The organism is Pseudomonas arvensis (assembly GCF_056688935.1).
The window spans coordinates 373443-391334 of the sequence record NZ_CP162038.1 but is presented as its reverse complement, the minus strand read 5'-3'; the positions used below and the strand labels follow the sequence as shown (position 1 = coordinate 391334).

Annotated in this window: 13 protein-coding genes; 2 read left to right on the top strand and 11 right to left on the bottom strand. The window is 61.4% G+C overall.

Annotated features, from left to right (window positions below; genetic code table 11):
- Window positions 1-20: 20 nt before the first annotated feature.
- From AB3G88_RS01750 to hutC, 5 genes are all read right to left on the bottom strand, one after another.
- Window positions 21-986: an ABC transporter substrate-binding protein gene (locus AB3G88_RS01750; protein WP_112193031.1), complete on the bottom strand. Its 966-nt coding sequence runs from the start codon at window positions 984-986 to the stop codon at window positions 21-23.
- Window positions 987-1054: 68 nt separating this feature from the next.
- Window positions 1055-2500 carry a purine-cytosine permease family protein gene (locus AB3G88_RS01745; RefSeq protein ID WP_099583849.1) on the bottom strand — a complete coding sequence of 482 codons (1446 nt, stop codon included), beginning with the start codon at window positions 2498-2500 and terminating at the stop codon, window positions 1055-1057.
- An 80-nt stretch (window positions 2501-2580) separates the two neighbouring features.
- Window positions 2581-4284 (bottom strand): urocanate hydratase, encoded by a 1704-nt coding sequence (gene hutU, locus AB3G88_RS01740; RefSeq protein ID WP_112193030.1) that lies wholly within the window; start codon window positions 4282-4284, stop codon window positions 2581-2583.
- 324 nt (window positions 4285-4608) lie between these two features.
- Window positions 4609-5169 (bottom strand): HutD/Ves family protein, encoded by a 561-nt coding sequence (locus AB3G88_RS01735; protein ID WP_112193029.1) that lies wholly within the window; start codon window positions 5167-5169, stop codon window positions 4609-4611.
- Complete coding sequence (hutC, locus tag AB3G88_RS01730) at window positions 5166-5876, bottom strand: histidine utilization transcriptional repressor HutC (protein WP_244653868.1); 711 nt, start codon at window positions 5874-5876, stop codon at window positions 5166-5168. The genes AB3G88_RS01735 and hutC overlap by 4 nt, the downstream gene beginning before the upstream one ends.
- A gap of 147 nt (window positions 5877-6023) precedes the next feature.
- Here hutC and AB3G88_RS01725 point away from each other — a divergent pair, with 147 nt between their 5' ends.
- Window positions 6024-7388 (top strand): formimidoylglutamate deiminase, encoded by a 1365-nt coding sequence (locus AB3G88_RS01725; protein WP_480452956.1) that lies wholly within the window; start codon window positions 6024-6026, stop codon window positions 7386-7388.
- Window positions 7389-7444: 56 nt separating this feature from the next.
- Here AB3G88_RS01725 and AB3G88_RS01720 read toward each other — a convergent pair whose 3' ends face one another.
- The 6 genes from AB3G88_RS01720 to AB3G88_RS01695 form a co-directional block, all read right to left on the bottom strand.
- Complete coding sequence (locus tag AB3G88_RS01720; RefSeq protein ID WP_400529941.1) at window positions 7445-8014, bottom strand: lipocalin family protein; 570 nt, start codon at window positions 8012-8014, stop codon at window positions 7445-7447.
- 30 nt (window positions 8015-8044) lie between these two features.
- Window positions 8045-8299 carry a hypothetical protein gene (locus tag AB3G88_RS01715; RefSeq protein WP_099583856.1) on the bottom strand — a complete coding sequence of 85 codons (255 nt, stop codon included), beginning with the start codon at window positions 8297-8299 and terminating at the stop codon, window positions 8045-8047.
- A 176-nt stretch (window positions 8300-8475) separates the two neighbouring features.
- Complete coding sequence (locus tag AB3G88_RS01710; protein ID WP_003237460.1) at window positions 8476-9486, bottom strand: class 1 fructose-bisphosphatase; 1011 nt, start codon at window positions 9484-9486, stop codon at window positions 8476-8478.
- 109 nt (window positions 9487-9595) lie between these two features.
- Window positions 9596-10948: a DUF3999 domain-containing protein gene (locus AB3G88_RS01705; protein WP_480454401.1), complete on the bottom strand. Its 1353-nt coding sequence runs from the start codon at window positions 10946-10948 to the stop codon at window positions 9596-9598.
- Window positions 10948-14460: a DUF2339 domain-containing protein gene (locus AB3G88_RS01700; RefSeq protein WP_480452953.1), complete on the bottom strand. Its 3513-nt coding sequence runs from the start codon at window positions 14458-14460 to the stop codon at window positions 10948-10950. Before AB3G88_RS01700 ends, AB3G88_RS01705 begins: the two co-directional genes overlap by 1 nt.
- A gap of 173 nt (window positions 14461-14633) precedes the next feature.
- Window positions 14634-17084, bottom strand: a complete 2451-nt coding sequence (locus AB3G88_RS01695; protein WP_099583858.1) for a glycogen/starch/alpha-glucan phosphorylase — start codon at window positions 17082-17084, stop codon at window positions 14634-14636.
- A 239-nt stretch (window positions 17085-17323) separates the two neighbouring features.
- On the opposite strand from AB3G88_RS01695, the gene AB3G88_RS01690 reads away from it, so the two are divergent.
- Window positions 17324-17758, top strand: a complete 435-nt coding sequence (locus AB3G88_RS01690; RefSeq protein ID WP_024072902.1) for a YkgJ family cysteine cluster protein — start codon at window positions 17324-17326, stop codon at window positions 17756-17758.
- The last annotated feature ends 134 nt before the right edge of the window (window positions 17759-17892 follow it).

Sequence of the window (17892 nt, the reverse complement as noted above, 5' to 3'; positions counted from 1 at the left end):
GGTAGCCGTGCACACTTGACCTACAAGGCCGCGTCGATTTTCTTGGCTGCGTCTTCGCTTACCCAGGCGTGCCAGACTTCAGGATGTTCCTTGAGGAAGATCTTCGCCAGTTTCGGCGACTCAATGCGTTCCTTGGCCATGCGCCCCAGGTTCTGGTTCAGCAGGTCGATGGGCAGGTTGACCTTTTCCAGCACAGCCACCAGTTCCGGGGCTTGTTCGTGGAAGGTCTTGGACAGGCCGACCTTGATGCTCACGCTTTTATCCACGCCGGGTTTTTCTTCGAGCTTGACCAGGTCGACCTGGCCCATCAGCGGCGTCGGCGACCAGTAGTAGAACAGGATCGGCTCGCCGCGCTTGTAGCTCGACAGCACCGCCGCATCCAGCGCCGGGCCGGTGCCTGGGCGGAAGTTGGTGTAGGTGCTTTCCAGGCCGTAGCTTTTGAGCATTTCGCTGTTGTCCAGCTCACAGGTCCAGCCGGCCGGGCAGTTGTAGAAGCGGCCTTTGGACGGCTCTTCCTGGTCCTTGAACACCGAGGCGTACTTGGCCAGGTCGGCGATGTGCTTGAGGTCCGGCGCCTTGGCTTCCAGCTTGCGCTTGGCGTCACCTTCGATCACATAGCGCGGCACGTACCAACCCTCGATGGCACCCACTACAGGCGCGCCGACGCCGACGACTTTGCCGGCCTTCTCGGCCTTGTTCCAGACTTCGCTGCGGCCGACCCATTCTTCGGCAAACACTTGGATGTCGTTGCTGCTCAGGGCGTTTTCCATGGTGATGGAGTTGCCTGGCAGGCTGTCGGTTTTGCAGTCGTAGCCTTTTTCCAGGACGGTTTGCAGGATGTCGGTGAGCAACATGCCGCTTTCCCAGTTCAGGCCTGCGAATTTCACCGGTTTACCGGACTCGCACCAACCGGCCGCCTGGGCGCCAGCGCTGGCCAGCAAGCCTGCAGAGAACAACGTGGTCAGCAGGGTCTTATGCATTTTCATTGTGTGACGCTCCCAATCATGAAATGGATTACGGCAGTCAAAAGGCGTCCTGCCTTGTCCACGTCCCATCAGGCCTGTGCAGCCAGCCCGGTTGTTGTTGGTGTAGCGCCCTGCTCTACCGGCAGGATCAATTGATCGGGCACCGTGCCGTGCCATTTTTTTGCACACAGGTAATACAGCGCGGCGGGCAGTACCAGGCCGATGATCCAGGAAATATCCACACCCCCAAGGGCGCTCACCAGCGGGCCGGTGTAGAACTTGGTGGCGATAAATGGCATCTGCACCAGCACACCGAAGACATAGACGCTGATACCCAGTGGGTTCCAGCGCCCGTAGCGACCCTTTGGATCAGCCAGTGCCGGCACGTCATAGCGCTCGCGCGTGATGCAGTAGTAATCCACCAGGTTGATCGCGCTCCAGGGCGTAAAGAACGCCAGCAGGAACAGAATGAAAGACTTGAACGCACCGAGGAACGAATGCTGGCCGAGCAACGCGATCAGGGTCGCCGTACCGACGATGGCCACCACGAACACCAGACGCTGCAGACGCGTAACCTCCAGGCGACCGCGAAAGCCGCTGATGATAGTCGCGATGCACATGAAGCTGCCGTAGGAGTTCAGCGTGGAGATGGTGACCTTGCCGAACGCGATGCTGAAATACAGCAACGCAGCGGTAGCGCCACTGCCGCCCAGGCCGACGATGTACGCCACCTCGTGACCGGCGAATTGCCCGTTGGCCATGGCCGCGGCAAACACGCCGAGAATCATCGCCACCTGTGCGCCAATCACTGAACCTGCGCCGGCGGCAAGGAAGGTTTTCACCGAAGACGTGCTGCTCGGCAAATAGCGCGAGTAGTCCGCCACGTAAGGCCCGAATGCGATCTGCCAGGAGGCGGCGAGGGATACCGCGAGCAAGAAACTGCTCCAGCTGAAATGGCGGATTTGCAGCAATGCACCAATGTCAGCCTGGCCCATCAGGCGACTGAACAGGTAAACGAAGGCAATCACACCAATGACGCTGGCGACGCGCCCGATGAAGTGGATCACCCGATAACCCAGCACCGTGACCAGCACGATGACACTGGCGAAAAGCAGGATGCCGATGCTGTCGCTGACCCCGAACAACTGGCCCAGCGCCTGACCGGACAGAACGGTGCCGGTTGCGGTGAAACCCAGGTACATCAGGCACACCAACACGATCGGAATGGCCGCGCCATACACACCAAACTGCACGCGGCTGGAGATCATCTGCGGCAGGCCCAGTTTGGGCCCTTGCGCCGCATGCAACGCCATGACGCCACCGCCGATCAGTTGACCAATCAACAGACCGATCAACGACCAGAACACATCACCGCCCAGCACCACGGCCAAGGCCCCGGTGACGATGGCCGTGATTTGCAGGTTGGCACCCAGCCACAGGGTGAACTGGCTCAAGAGACGACCGTGTCTTTCCGCTTCCGGGATGTAGTCGATCGAACGTTTCTCGATCAACGGGGTGGTGTCGTTTGCAGCCATGTCGATTCAACCTCTGATGGATTGTTTTGGTGTGCAATACCGTTCAAATGTGGGAGGGGCTTGCCCCCTCCCACATGGGGTTATTTGATCATCGGGAGATTGAGGCCCTGCTCCTTGGCGCAGTCGATGGCGATCTGGTAACCGGCGTCTGCGTGACGCATCACGCCGGTGGCCGGGTCGTTGTGCAGCACGCGGGCAATCCGCTCGGCGGCTTCGTCGGTGCCGTCGCAGACGATCACCATGCCCGAATGCTGGGAGAAGCCCATGCCGACGCCGCCACCGTGGTGCAGCGAGACCCAGGTCGCACCGCTGGCGGTGTTGAGCAAGGCATTGAGCAGCGGCCAGTCGGACACGGCGTCGGAACCGTCCTGCATGGATTCGGTTTCGCGGTTGGGGCTTGCCACCGAGCCGGAGTCGAGGTGGTCACGGCCGATTACCACCGGCGCCGACAGCTCGCCGCTGCGCACCATTTCGTTGAAGGCCAGACCGAGCTTGGCGCGCTGGCCCAGGCCGACCCAGCAGATACGCGCCGGCAGGCCCTGGAAGCTGATGCGTTCGCGGGCCATGTCCAGCCAGTTGTGCAGATGGGCGTCGTCCGGGATCAGCTCTTTGACCTTGGCGTCGGTCTTGTAGATGTCTTGCGGGTCGCCCGACAGCGCAGCCCAGCGGAACGGGCCGATGCCACGGCAGAACAGCGGGCGGATGTACGCCGGTACGAAACCTGGGAAGTCGAACGCGTTTTCCACGCCTTCTTCCTGGGCCATCTGGCGGATGTTGTTGCCGTAGTCGAAGGTCGGGATGCCTTGCTTCTGGAACTCCAGCATGGCTTTGACGTGGGCGGCCATCGACTGCTTGGCGGCCTTGATCACGGCAGCCGGCTCGGTCTTGGCGCGGGCGCGGTATTCGTCCCAGGTCCAGCCGGCGGGCAGGTAGCCGTTGAGCGGGTCGTGGGCGCTGGTCTGGTCGGTGACCATGTCCGGGCGCACGCCGCGCTTGACCAGTTCAGGCAGAATTTCTGCCGCGTTACCCAGCAGGGCGATGGAAATCGCTTTGCCTTCCTGGGTGTATTTGGCGATACGGGCCAGGGCGTCGTCGAGGTCAGTGGCTTGCTCGTCGACATAACGGCTGGCCAGACGGAAATCGATGCTGACCTGCTGGCACTCGATGTTCAGCGAGCACGCGCCGGCCAGTGTTGCGGCCAGCGGCTGTGCGCCGCCCATGCCGCCGAGGCCGGCAGTCAGGACCCAACGGCCCTTGAGGTTACTGTCGTAATGTTGGCGACCGGCTTCGACGAAGGTTTCGTAGGTACCTTGGACGATGCCCTGGCTGCCGATGTAGATCCAGCTGCCGGCGGTCATCTGGCCGTACATGGCCAGGCCCTTGGCATCCAGTTCGTTGAAGTGTTCCCAGCTGGCCCAGTGCGGCACCAGGTTGGAGTTGGCGATCAACACACGCGGGGCGTTGCTGTGGGTCTTGAACACGCCGACCGGCTTGCCGGATTGCACCAGCAGGGTTTCGTCGTCGTTCAGGTTCGTGAGGCTCTCGACGATCTGGTCGTAGCACTCCCAGTTACGCGCAGCACGGCCAATACCGCCGTATACCACCAGTTCTTTCGGGTTCTCGGCCACTTGCGGGTCGAGGTTGTTCATCAGCATGCGCAGCGGCGCTTCGGTCAGCCAGCTTTTGGCGGTGAGCGTGTTACCGCGGGCGGCGCGGATTTCGACGTCACGGTATTTTGTAGGCCTAGTTTTCGAAAAATCGGTCACTGCTGGACTCCTCGGCATGGTGCGCGGACAGTGATGGTGCGAAGGAGAGTCTTACGCACACATCTTTACTTGTATGTACAAGCATATGCAATCGAGCGGCCAACTTGACGGGAGAGATGTTGAGATTTTTTTAGAAAGCGCGTGCAAGCCTTGGAAATTAAGGCTTCGGGGCGTGTTGAAATTTCTTGCAGGGGGCTTTGGCAGCGAGGGCGGTTTGTCACGAGAGCATGGTTTTGCGCCACGCTGGGGCATTCGGTAACAAATTGGTGCGAGGGTTGGAAACAGATTTATGAGCGACACAAAAACAGATGTGGGAGGGGGCTTGCCCCCCTCCCATACTTTCTAACCGCGTGCGGTCAGTTCAATGATGCAACTGCGGCCACTGACCGAGATATCCAAAAGCCCAGTGTTACCGTCCACCTGCAGACAATCATGATGCCCGAGCTTCTCGCCCAGCACCCTCACCTCATCGGCAACACTGAACACCAACACCGTCTGCGCCGAACTGAAAAACCGCTGCACACCATCCACCCACTGCAAACGGGCGTGGTAACGCTCAGGCGAATAGATCAGGTTGAAATCGCGAATCGGCCCGGTGATCAATCGGCACGACACCTGGCTGTCACCCTTGAACGCGAACGGTTGCAGCGGTAACAGGCCGCGCTGCTCTTCACCGTCCACCGTCAACACCATGCCCGCGCCCTTGATCACGGTGATCACGCGCTGGTAGCCGGCGAAGGTCGAGAAGCCACCGGACTCGGCGATATCGGCAATCGACAGGCGCCAGCCGAAGCCATCCAAGCCGTCGCCGGCATCACGGCTGATTTCTTCGGTGCTGCCACCGCCGTTTTTCCACGGCATGCGGACGTAATCGGCGGCGCGCCAGACGGTGACTGCACTCATTTGCTGAACCGTCCTTCGAGGCTGTGACGGGAACCGGGGTGAATCAACCGTGCGGCAGTCACCGGCTGGCGACCGGACCAGGTACGGCGGCGAATCAACAAGCAAGGTTCATTGGGTTCGATCTGCAACAGCTGGCATTCGGCAGCGTCAGCCAGGATCGCTTCAACCACGTGCTCGCCCTCGGTCAGCGGTGCGACCTGGTTGAGGTAGGCGTAGGGCGTTTGCTGGGTGAAATCCTGTTGCAGGTATTCCGGCGCGACCAGGGCGTTGACGAAACGGTCCTCGATTTGCACGGGAATGTCGTTCTCGAAATGCACGATCAACGAGTGGAACACGCGCCCGCCTTCACGCATTTCCAAGGCGACGGCGCGCTCGGAACCGGCGGCCTCTTCGCCCAGGTGGATGACTTGGCAAGTGTGTCGATGACCGCGGGAGGCGATCTCATCGGCAATGTTGTGCACTTCAAACAGCGCCGACTGGCTCTTGGGCTCGGCGACGAAGGTGCCGACGCCCTGCATGCGCACCAGCAAACCTTCTGCAGTCAGCTCGCGCAGGGCGCGGTTGATGGTCATGCGGCTGAAGCCCAGTTGGCTGACCAGCTCGCTCTCCGACGGCACGCGGTAATGGGGTGGCCAGTTGCCGTTGAGGATCTGCTGGCTGATCATCTGTTTGACGCGGGCATACAAGGGCGCCGGACTTTCGTCCATGTGGGCAGCCAGCGAAGACTTGGCGGGCGGAGTCGGCACAGGGAATCCTTGCAGGGGGAAAAGATGCATAGATTGCCGGAGTTTACCGAGCAGGCAAACGTCTGTATATGTATATACAAATAAACACACGACCGGAGTGCTCTGAACATGTCCGCTTTTTTTGCCGAACGCGCGCTGCTGCCTAATGGATGGGCCAACGATGTACGTCTTGAAGTCGGCGCCGATGGCCTGCTGACACAGGTGGTGGCCAATGCCAATGCAGAGGGCGCCGAACGGCTGAAAGGCCCGGTGTTGGCGGGCATGCCCAACCTGCACTCCCATGCATTCCAACGCGCCATGGCGGGTTTGGCCGAAGTGGCCGGCAACCCGAACGATAGCTTCTGGACCTGGCGTGAGCTGATGTACCGCATGGTTGGCAAGATCAGCCCGGAGCAGCTGCGCGTCATCGCACGCCAGCTGTATATCGAGATGCTCAAGGCCGGCTACACCTCGGTGGCCGAATTTCACTATGTGCATCACGCTGTCAGCGGCCAGCCTTATGCCGACCCCACGGAGTTGTCGCGGCAGATCAGCCTTGCGGCGGCCAGCAGCGGGATCGGCCTGACGCTGTTGCCGGTGCTTTACACCCACTCCGGTTTCGGCGGACAGGCGCCGAATGAAGGCCAGCGGCGCTTTATCAACAGCACCGAAAACTATCTGGACCTGCAAGCGCGCCTCAGCCCCATTCTGGCGACGCAGCCGGCGCAGCAACTGGGCCTGTGCTTCCACTCACTGCGCGCCGTGACGCCGCAACAAATCAATCAAGTATTGGCCGCCAGCGACAAGGCCTGCCCGGTCCATATCCACATCGCCGAACAGCAAAAGGAAGTCGACGACTGCCTGGCCTGGAGCGGCAAGCGTCCGCTGCAATGGCTGTATGACAATGTCGACGTGGATGAGCGCTGGTGCCTGGTGCACGCCACTCACGCGGATGCGCAGGAGGTCACGCGCATGGCGGAAAGCCGGGCAATTGCCGGCTTGTGCCTGACTACCGAAGCCAACCTGGGCGACGGGATTTTCCCGGCGGTGGATTTCCTCGCCCAAGGCGGGCGCATGGGCATTGGCTCCGACAGCCATGTGTCACTGAGCGTGGTGGAAGAACTGCGCTGGCTGGAATACGGGCAGCGCCTGCGCGATCAACGGCGTAACCGCTTGTATCGCAATGACCAGCCGATGGTTGGCCGTACGCTGTTCGATGCGGCGCTGGACGGTGGCGCCCAGGCGCTTGGGCAGCCGATTGGTCGGCTGGAAGTGGGTAAGCGTGCGGATTGGATTGTGCTCGACGGCACAGATCCATACCTGGCCACGGCCAGCGAGGACGGCATTCTCAATCGCTGGCTGTTTGCCGGCGGTGATCGGCAGGTGCGGGATGTGTTGGTGAACGGTAAGTGGGTGGTGCGGGATGGGCATCATGCTGGCGAGGAAGAAAGCAGCCGGGCGTTTACGCAGGTCTTAAGGGATCTGCTCGGTTAAAAAATGTGGGAGGGGGGCAAGCCTCCTCCCACATTTCTAACAGTGGCGATCCTGGATTACTGCGAAGTCTTCGCCATCTGCTTGTCCGACGTCCGGTATATCAACCGCGTGGTGTCATACCCCTGCTGTCGCGCCCTGCTCAGCAGGTCTTCGCGGGTGTCAGCGCTGACCGTTGGCGTGCGCGACAGGATCCACATATAGCGCCGGCTCGGGCTGCCGACAATGGCGGTCTTGTAGTCATCGCTGACGTACAGCACCCAGTAATCGCCCTTGGCGACGCCCGGAAGCAGTGACGTGAACCAGTTGTTGAATTCCACCCAGAGCTTGTCAGTCTTGCCAGCTACTTGCGGCGTGGCTGTGCCCTTGGCTTCTTCCCACTTCCAATCGGTGGTCAGGCAGCGGTTGAACACCGACATGTCGCCATCGGGCAGCAAGCTGTAGCGGGCTTCGGACTGCGCGCAGTTGCGCTGAAAGTACATCGGCAATCGGGCCAACTCATACCAGGTGCCCTGGTAACGCTTGAGGTTGACGCTGCCGGCGGTCTTGGGGTGCAGATCATCGCCAGAATGGCTGGCACAGCCCGCCAAAAACAGGCTGGCACAAAGGCACAAAACAAAACGCATCATTCTTCTTCTCCCGCAGGCTCTCGCCCCGGTTTACTTCAGGCCTTGCCCGGAAAACATCAGAACTTTGTCACCGGCATATTGAACGCTGATAAAGCTGGTTTTATCGCCCCAGGTGCAGCTGGACATGCCCAGTGCGCCGGAACAATCGGTCGGTTTGCCCAACAACGATTCCACATCGGCCTTGGCCATGCCGGCCGACAACTTCGCGTAATTTTCCTGGTTGACCTTGCTGCAAGCGGCCAACAGCACGCAAAAAGCCAGCAAAGCGAGACGGCGTAACGACATGGAATAACTCCTGGAGGGACAAGGCAGCGTGGGTATCTGCCAGAAGCTTAGAAGGGAAAACAGGTGTCTGGTTCCCGACGAGCAAAAACAAAAAAGCCCCGAAAACGCTGAAACGTTTCGGGGCTTCTTTAAGGGTGAACCGGCTCACAACAACGCCGATCACTTATCGCCGCAACTTACTTCTTGTGATAGGCCGTGACGCGCTCAACTTCTTCCTTCGAACCCAGGAACACCGCCACACGCTGGTGCAGGCCTTCCGGCTGGATGTCGAGGATACGCTGGTGGCCGTCGGTGGACGCGCCGCCCGCTTGTTCAACCAGGAACGACATCGGGTTGGCTTCGTACATCAAGCGCAGTTTGCCCGGCTTGGACGGCTCGCGGCTGTCACGTGGGTACATGAACAAGCCACCACGGGTCAGGATACGGTGCACATCGGCAACCATCGCGGCAACCCAGCGCATGTTGAAGTTTTTCTTCAACGGGCCTTCTTCACCGGCCATCAACTCGCCCACGTAGCGGGTCACCGGCTCTTCCCAGTGACGCTGGTTGGACATGTTGATCGCGAATTCCTGGGTCGATGCAGGAATGGTGATGTCTTCGTGAGTCAGTACGAAACTGCCCATTTCGCGGTCCAGGGTGAAACCCTTGACGCCGTCGCCCAGAGTCAGCACCAGCATGGTCTGCGGGCCGTAGATCGCGTAACCGGCAGCGACCTGCTCGGTACCTGGCTGCAGGAAGGCCTTTTCGTTCAGGGCTTCGTTCTGGCTCAGGTATTCGTTCGGGCAACGCAGCACGGAGAAGATGGTGCCGACGGGTGCGTTGATGTCGATGTTGGACGAACCGTCCAGTGGGTCGAACACCAGCAGGTAGGCGCCTTTCGGGTACTTACCCGGGATCTGGTAGGCATTGTCCATTTCTTCGGACGCCATGCCGGCCAGGTGACCGCCCCACTCGTTGGCTTCGAGCAGGATCTCGTTGGAGATCACGTCGAGCTTCTTCTGCACTTCGCCCTGCACGTTTTCAGTGCCCATGCTGCCCAGGACACCACCCAGTGCGCCTTTGGACACGGCATGGCTGATTTCCTTGCAAGCACGCGCAACCACTTCGATAAGGAAGCGCAGATCGGCAGGCGTGTTGTTGCTGCGGGTCTGCTCAATCAAATAGCGACTCAAGGTAACGCGGGACATGTAAGGCTCCGGAGAATGGGGGGCTTGAAAACCCGCGCAGTTTAACGCGAGTCGGGGCGTATTTCCTCCTATCAGAGGATTTAAACCCAATAGAGTTCATGGACTTTATTTAACGTGCCGCCGGTGGCTTGCGCAGCAAACTGTAGGCCATGGCACCGAGTGCCGCCACGCCGAGCAGCAAGACTGCCCAGAGTCCGAGTTTTTTCCAGTTCGGCCCGTCGTCGACAGCGGCTACGACCGTCGGCGACGCGACCGCAATTTCCCCGGCGACCTTGGCCTGCCCCAACGTGTCGAGGCGCTCGGCGCTGTAATCGGGGATCAGGGTCGACAGCGGCAGGTTTGCGGACTTAACCGACGCATTGCCCAACGCCAGGCTGAACGGCGGCTCACCCCGTGCCAGGAACACCAACTGCGTAGCGCGCACCGCAAAGCCCAGCGCCGGGACATCAACGCCGAGGCCGCCACCGCGCTCGTCCACCTGCAATTTGAGTTCAGTCACGACCTGGCCCGGCAACTGCAATTCATCCTGCACCACGTCCTGGCCGTTTTGCGTCAGGCGGTACAGCAAGCCATTGCTCAGCGGCTGCCACGTTTGTTTGGCATCGCTACGTCCCGACAAGGTCACTGGTGCCAGCGTGTTGGGCTGCTTCAGCTCGATGCGCAGGCGCTCGACACTCAGCCCCGTCGGCAACTGCCAGCTGTACTCCCCGGCCTTGAGTCGCGTGCCCGCCACTGGCTGCGACCACACCAGCGGCATTGGCAGACTGCTGCGCGTAGCGCTCACCAGTTTGGCCGAAGTCAGCAGCGGCGCCGCCTGCCCCTTCCACACCAGGCGCAGGTAGCGCGCCGGGCGCCCTGGCAGGCTGACGTCATGCTGCTCCACCCGTTCGTCGGCGAACGACAAGCGCGCCACTTGCCCCTCGCCCCAAGGCTCCCAACGTTGCAAATCATCGCTGGCTTCAATGCTGAAACGCTGGAAGCCCTCTTGCTCGCGGCTCCAGTCCAGGCTCAGTTGCTGCAACGGCGCCTTGATCGCACTGGCGTCCAGCACCCAGCCGCGCAACACCTGCTTGCCGGGTTTGGCGGCGGATGAAGGTTTGATTTCCACCAGGGTGCCTTCGCTGGTGGTTTTCATCACCACACCGGGCAGGGTTTCCTGAGTGTCGGCGGCGTACAGCGGAAACCACTTCACATCGGCGACGTTGCGACTTTCGGTGCGCTGGGAAGATTGACGCGACAGCGCATACGCCTGGGGCTCACCGGCGGCATTAAACACGCGCACGTCACTGAGGTCGGCCTGGCGTGCGTTGAGTTGCACAGCCAGCGGCAATTCAAGGCGATACCAGGGGCCGTTGCCGCTGACGCTCAGCGGCACACGGTGGGTGAAATCAGCCGGACCTTCCTGAGCCGATGCCACCAACGCCGCACACATGCCCACCACGGCCACGCTCAACTTACCGATCAAGAGGATGCTCCTTCAGTTTCGATCACAGGTTCGGCCCGCTTGGGCGGCAGCGGCGCGAAATAACCCACCACCAGCAACAGCCCACCCACGCCGATAAACGACACGATCCGCGCCAGCCCGCCACGGTTGCTCAGTTCAACAAAGAACAGTTTGGCCACCACCACCGCAATCAACGCCGCGCCGATTAACCACACTTCGCGACGATGGCGCAGATGGCCGCCGATCATCAGGCCGAGCGCGATCAAGGTCCACACAATCGACAAGCCGGCTTGCACCAGCATCGACTCCAGCAATGCATCCAGCTGGAACGGCACGCCACCCCAGTGGTGCGCGGTGCGCATGACCAGCGCCGTGAAGAACGCAAACAGCGAGAGGCCCGCGACACCCTGGGCGACCGACTCGGCACGCGGCCCGCGTTGCGGTGCCACACTTCGGGACCACAGGTAAATACCCAGCAGCGCGAACAGCAGGCCCAGGTCCAGCGGGTTGAGCAGTGGCACATAAGGCAACGGATTGGCGGTGCCATCGCTGAAGGTATTCGCCAGCCAGAACCAGCCGAGCATCAGCACGGCCAATGGCAACGCGGCCAGGACTCGGTACTCCCTCGGGTACGCCGACACCGGCCACGGCCAGGTGCGCGGCGCCGCAGCCAGCACCAGGTACAGGCTTGGCAGGATCGCCCAGCCCAACCAGCGCCAGGCGTTGTATTCGGCCGACAGCCGCAACAGTCCATAGCGCAACTCCAACGCCAGCACGCCGATCAACATCCAGCAGCCGAGAACGTGGGCAATACTCAGCATCCTGGCCGCAACCACAGGCGCCAAACGGCGTAGCGAGATGAAATGCACCACGAATACCGCCAACCAGGCCAGCCAGCCGTACTGTGCCGCCGGGTGATAGTAAGCGTGGGCAGACACCAGCAACGCCACGCCCGCCGCTGGCATCAGCAAGGTGCACAGCACACCCAGGGATGCCCAGCGCAGTCGCGCCGCGAGCAGCGCCCAAATCGCCACGCTCAACGCCGCAAGACCCAGCAGGAAAGCCCCCAGCAACTCCTGCGCAACAAAGCGCAAGACTTCGCCGCCCAGCGCCAGTGTCCACCACGCCGCCCCCCACACCAGCAACAGGTCGGACAAGCGTTGCAGCTTCAGCACCGCGAACACCGGCGCATGGGGTTCACGTTGCAAGCGCCACGCGCCGATCAAGGCGGCCAGTCCCAACACCATCGGCGTCCAGAAACCACTGTGCGCCATCGGGCTCAAGCCTTCGCCGGTCAACGGTCCGAGCAATTGCGGCACCGCCAGCAGGAACGAACCACCACCGACCAATTGCAGCAGCAACCCGAACACAAAACTGACACGCTGTTGCAAGTACAGGCTCAGCCAGATGATCAACAACCCACTGGCCGCCCAGACGCCGCTGGCGCTTTCCCATGGCAGCACAAACAGCACCGCCAGATTGATCAGCACCAGACCGGCGAGCAGCACCACCGATAACCCACGTAACAGCCGCGCATCGCTGCGCACCATTTCGTCGCGTGCCGCGAGCAGCATGCCGCCAATCAAGGCCAGGCCGATCAGTGAGGCCGTGAGCAAACCACTCCAGCCCGCATTGAATACCGCCGCGCCCTCCCCGCCCTGCAAGCGCAGCAGGAACAACGCGCCGCCCAGCAATTGCACCGCAAACGCAGTGAACAGGAAGGTACGCGAACCGATGCGCAGGCCAATAAACAGGGTCGCCAGACCGGCAATGGCCCAACTGATCGCGGTACCTTGGGTCAGCAACAGCAACGGCGCCAGCAGGTACAAAAAGCTCAGGCCCAGGCACGCCAACACCGGCTGGCCTTTGCGCTCCCAGCCTGCCGCCTGTTCTGCCGATGCCTTGCGCAACTGAGCGAAGCTGAACAGCAACGCTGCGCCAAGCAACAGCGCACCCAGCGGCGCACCGGTAAGCAGGCTGTGTTCGCCAATGCGCAGCTCGCTGAGGAAGGCCAGCGCCGAGCCTAATTGCAGCAACAAGCCAAACGCCCGCGCCAGCGGCCGCTGCTGGCGCAAACCGAGCCAGAAAATCCCAGCGCCTTCCACGGCCCACGCCGCAGCCGTCCAACGCGCATCAAGCCCCAGCGGAATCGCCAGGCTGGCAAAGATCACGCCCAGGGCCAGGCAGGTTTCCGCCAGCAGCAACGCGCGCCCGCCACTGAGCAACCGCGCCAAGCCCATGTAAATGATGCCCAGGCCCAACGCGCTGAAAGCCGCAGCGAATTCCAGGTGCTGCACCAAGGCGAACTGCAAGCCAAAGCCCACCAGCGGCGGGCCAAACAGCATGCTGCCGTCAACGTAATCACCTTTGGCGGCCGACCAGCGCAACAACGCATCCCGGCCCTCGGGCGCGTCGCCCATCTCCAGCAATTTGCGGCGGGCGAACAACAGGCCGATGGCCAGGTACATCAGGAAGAACAGGATCAGGAACGGTTCGGTACTCCACAACAGTTCCGGTGTGTAGGAACGCATGCCCCAGGCGAAGCCGATGCCGAAGGTGCCGACAAAACCGATCAGGTTGAGCAAGCGCCAGGCCTTGAACCAGGCGATGGCGAGGATGCCGGTGTTGAGCAAGGCAAAATAGCTGAACAGCGCGACATGGTTGCCAGCGCCGGTGGACGTGAGGATCGGTGCCGCAAAACCGCCGAGGGCTGCCGCGCAGGCCAGGCCCAAGGCGTCCTGGGTAATCGCCAGGATTGCCGAGAACACCGTGACTGCCACCAACAGCCCCAATGCCGCGCTCGGGTCGATCAGCGGGTGCAGGCGCATCGCGGCAAACACGGTCAAGTACAGCACCGCGATGCCGGTGCCTTGCAGCATCAGCCCGTAATTGCTGTTGCGCAATCTCAGCCACCAGCCCAGGCCCAGCAGGCCGACAGCGGCGCCAGCCACACCGGCGTAACGCAGCTCGATCGGCACCACCATGCCTTCGGTGGCGTAGCGCAGCAGGAAGGCCAGGCCGAGGAACAACAGCACCACGCCGACACGCAGCACGGTGTTGCCGCCAAACAACCAATTGCGTGCGCCAGCGATGGCGCGCTCGATCAGGTTGGGGCCGCGAGGGATAGCAGGTTCTTTAGGTTGTGGGGTTGGAGCGGGCGCCCACACGTCAGCCGGCAGAGGCTGGCTCGGTTCGGCGACGATGGCGACAGGCGCCAATTCCGCCGGCAGTTCCCAAACAAGTTCGGGCGCCTTGGCGACGGGTGTCGGCTCAGGGATGGAGGGTTCGACAATCACAGGGCTGGTCGGCGCGGGCACTTCCAGTTGCCGCAGGCGATCACCCAGAGCGATCAACGCCTTCTGCGTGGTTTCCAGCTGACGCGCTTGCTGATCCGCTTGAGTCGCAAGCTTCGACAGACGAATCGCCTGGCCAATGCCCAACCCCAGCAGTGCGCCGATGCCTGCGTCATAGAACGACTCATCGAGCGTCCAGCCGAGCATCAGGCCAATCAGCATGAAAATCCATTGCATGGTCGATATTCCCTAAGCAAACCGGCGCTCAGTATATCGACGCGGACCTAATGTGGGAGGGGGACTTGCCCCCGATAGCGGTGTGCCAGTCGACATATTTAGCAACTGATGGTGCGCCATCGGGGGCAAGTCGAATCGTCGCACCGCCCCTCCCACATTTAGAACAACGGGGCTTAGTCGAGTGCTTTCCAGATTTCGGTCGCGTACTCCCTGATGGTACGGTCCGAAGAGAACCAACCCATCCGCGCCGTATTGAGCACCGCCGAACGCCACCACGCCTTGGAATCATGCCAATGCGCTTCGACTCGTGCCTGGGCGTCCCAGTAGGAATCGAAGTCGGCACACACCAGGAAGCGGTCGTAGTCGATCAGCCCGTCGATCAAGCCCACATAGCGGCCCGGATCATCCGGCGAGAACACCCCGCCACGGATCGCTTGCAGCACATCGTTGAGGCGATGGGACGCGGCGATATCCAGCCCGGCGTTGAACTCACCCGCCTGCTTGCGCGCTTCCACCTGCTGCGCGCTGAGGCCGAAGATAAACATGTGGTCGGCGCCCACGCGCTCGTGCATTTCCACGTTGGCGCCGTCCATGGTGCCGATGGTCAGCGCGCCGTTGAGGCCGAACTTCATGTTGCTGGTGCCCGACGCTTCAAAGCCGGCCGTGGAGATCTGCTCCGACAAGTCCGCCGCCGGAATGATGCTTTCGGCCAGGCTGACGTTGTAGTTGGGCAGGAACACAACTTTGAGCAAACCGCGCACAGTCGGGTCATTGTTGACGGTGCGGGCGATGTCGTTGGTCAACTTGATGATCAACTTGGCCTGGTGATAACTGGCCGCCGCCTTGCCCGAGAAGATCTTCACGCGCGGCACCCAGTCGGTGCCCGGCTCGGCACGGATCGCCTGGTACAGCGCCACGGTGTGCAGCAGGTTGAGCAGTTGGCGTTTGTATTCGTGGATCCGTTTGACCTGCACGTCGAACATCGCAGCCGGATTCACCGAGATGCCCAGGCGCTCGTGGATGATCTCGGCCAGTGCACGCTTACTGTGCAAGCGCTGGTCGGCGAAGGCTTTGCGGAAGGTCTGTTTCTCGGCGAAGGTTTCCAACTCGCCCAGGCGGGTTTCCATGGTGTCGAGAATGTCCGGCCCCAGGGCTTCCACCAGCATCTGGGTGAGCTTGGGGTTGGCCTGGTACAGCCAGCGGCGGAAGGTAATGCCGTTGGTTTTGTTGTTGATACGGTCCGGGTAGAGCTTGTGCAGTTCGGAGAACACCGTGCTGCGCATCAGTTGGGTGTGCAAACCCGACACGCCATTGACGCTGTGGGAGCCGAGGAACGCCAGGTTACCCATGCGCACGCGGCGGCCGTTGTCTTCTTCGATCAGCGACACGGCGCGCAGCACGTCAAAGTCGTGGATGCCTTTGGCGCGCAGCGAGTCGATGTGCTGGGCATTGATCAGGTAGATGATCTGCATGTGCCGGGGCAGCATGCGTTCCATCAGCCCTACAGGCCAGGTTTCCAAAGCCTCGGGCAACAAGGTGTGGTTGGTGTAGGACAAGGTTTCGACCGTGACCTGCCAAGCGGCGTCCCAGGCGATGTCGTGCAAGTCCACCAGTTGACGCATCAACTCGGCCACGGCAATGGACGGGTGGGTGTCGTTGAGCTGGATGGCGGCGTGTTCGCCCAGGCTCAGCACCGAGCCGTGCATGTTCTTGTGGCGGCGCAGCAGGTCTTGCAGGGAAGCGGAGACGAAGAAGTATTCCTGGCGCAGGCGCAGTTCCTGCCCTGCTTCGGTGCTGTCAGCCGGGTAAAGCACCCGGGAGATGCTTTCGGCACGGGCCACTTCGGCGACGGCGCCCAGGTGGTCACCGGCGTTGAAGCGCTCCAGGTGCAGGTCTTCCACCGCCCGCGCACGCCAGAGGCGCAGGGTGTTGACGCTGGCACCGCGCCAACCGACCACCGGCGTGTCGTAGGCCACGGCGCGCACGGTTTCGTTGGGCGTCCACACCTGGATCAGCTTGCCGGCAGCGTCCGGCAGGGTTTCCACGCTGCCGCCAAAGCCGATCGGGTAGATCACCTCGGCGCGCTCGAACTCCCACGGGTTGCCGAAATCCAGCCAACGTTCGGTCTGCTCCTGCTGCCAGCCATCGACAATCGCCTGGCGGAACAGGCCGTGTTCATACCGAATGCCATAACCGTGGCCGGCAATGCCCAGGGTCGACATGCTTTCCATAAAGCAGGCGGCCAGGCGGCCCAGGCCACCGTTGCCAAGCGCCGCGTCGGGCTCCAGCAGGCGGATGCGCTCAAGGTCGACGCCCAGTTCGCTGAGCGCCTCGCGGGCAATCTCCAGCACACCGAGGTTGCTCAAGCTGTCGTAGAGCAAACGGCCGATGAGGAATTCAAGGGACAGGTAATACACCCGTTTCTGACCTTTGCGGTAGATACGCCGCGTGTGGTCCATCCAGTGGTCGACCATCTGGTCGCGTGCGGCCAGGGCAATGGCTTCGAACCAATCGTGGTCGAAGGCGTGATCCGGGTCCTTGCCCACCGCGTAGGTGAGTTTGGTCAAGACGGCATCGCGAAATGCGGCTACCTCTGCTTCTCGTGCAAGTGGTTCCTGAGACATCAAATGCGACCTCGGGCGAGATAGAAGGAGTTGCTAGAGCCTAGACGGTCTGACAGACGGTGACTGCTCTGGTTCGGCACTTTTTTAACGCATTTACCTTTGCAGGGTTTTGATGCATTGGCCGTGCCTGCTTTCGCCCAACGCACCGTTGGGGATGAAATACGCAAAATATTGTTCAAAAAACCACCAATCCCGGTATTATCCCGCGCCCGGATACAGCCCCACCTTTTGGAACCTTGATGAAGCCTCAACTGATCGCCGCCGCGGAACTAGACCGTCTTGAGACCTGGCAGAAATATTCCGCCCACATGTGCGGCGGTTGCGTGTCCAGCTGCTGCACGCTGCCGGTCGAAGTGAAGATCAAGGACCTGATCCGCATTGGCATCGTCGATGAGTTCGAACGCGGCGATCCGCCGAAGAACATCGCCAAGCGGTTGCAAAAGGAAGGCATCGTCGAACGCTACAACAACAAATCCGAGATTTTTACCCTGCAGCGCATGAGCAACAACGACTGCCTGTATCTGGATCGTAAGACGCGCTTCTGCACTATTTATGACAAGCGCCCGGATACCTGCCGCAATCACCCGAAGATCGGGCCGCGTCCGGGGTATTGCGCGTATAAGCCGAAAGAAGTGGTGCGCGAGACCAAGTTCAAGACCCTCGACAAGTTCTGATCCAAGATTTGTGAAGCTTCCTAGGGCCTCATCGGGGGCAAGCCCCTCCCACCTTTGAATGTATTCACAGATCAAAATGTGGGAGGGGGCTTGCCCCCGATGGGGCCATTACAGCCACCACAGAAACCGCAGAC

Coding starts and splice junctions, on each gene's coding strand:
- AB3G88_RS01750 (WP_112193031.1), bottom strand. CDS start 986: ATGAAAATGCATAAGACCCTGCTGACCACGTTGTTCTCTGCAGGCTTG.
- AB3G88_RS01745 (WP_099583849.1), bottom strand. CDS start 2,500: ATGGCTGCAAACGACACCACCCCGTTGATCGAGAAACGTTCGATCGAC.
- hutU (WP_112193030.1), bottom strand. CDS start 4,284: ATGCCGAGGAGTCCAGCAGTGACCGATTTTTCGAAAACTAGGCCTACA.
- AB3G88_RS01735 (WP_112193029.1), bottom strand. CDS start 5,169: ATGAGTGCAGTCACCGTCTGGCGCGCCGCCGATTACGTCCGCATGCCG.
- hutC (WP_244653868.1), bottom strand. CDS start 5,876: ATGGACGAAAGTCCGGCGCCCTTGTATGCCCGCGTCAAACAGATGATC.
- AB3G88_RS01725 (WP_480452956.1), top strand. CDS start 6,024: ATGTCCGCTTTTTTTGCCGAACGCGCGCTGCTGCCTAATGGATGGGCC.
- AB3G88_RS01720 (WP_400529941.1), bottom strand. CDS start 8,014: ATGATGCGTTTTGTTTTGTGCCTTTGTGCCAGCCTGTTTTTGGCGGGC.
- AB3G88_RS01715 (WP_099583856.1), bottom strand. CDS start 8,299: ATGTCGTTACGCCGTCTCGCTTTGCTGGCTTTTTGCGTGCTGTTGGCC.
- AB3G88_RS01710 (WP_003237460.1), bottom strand. CDS start 9,486: ATGTCCCGCGTTACCTTGAGTCGCTATTTGATTGAGCAGACCCGCAGC.
- AB3G88_RS01700 (WP_480452953.1), bottom strand. CDS start 14,460: ATGCAATGGATTTTCATGCTGATTGGCCTGATGCTCGGCTGGACGCTC.
- AB3G88_RS01695 (WP_099583858.1), bottom strand. CDS start 17,084: ATGTCTCAGGAACCACTTGCACGAGAAGCAGAGGTAGCCGCATTTCGC.
- AB3G88_RS01690 (WP_024072902.1), top strand. CDS start 17,324: ATGAAGCCTCAACTGATCGCCGCCGCGGAACTAGACCGTCTTGAGACC.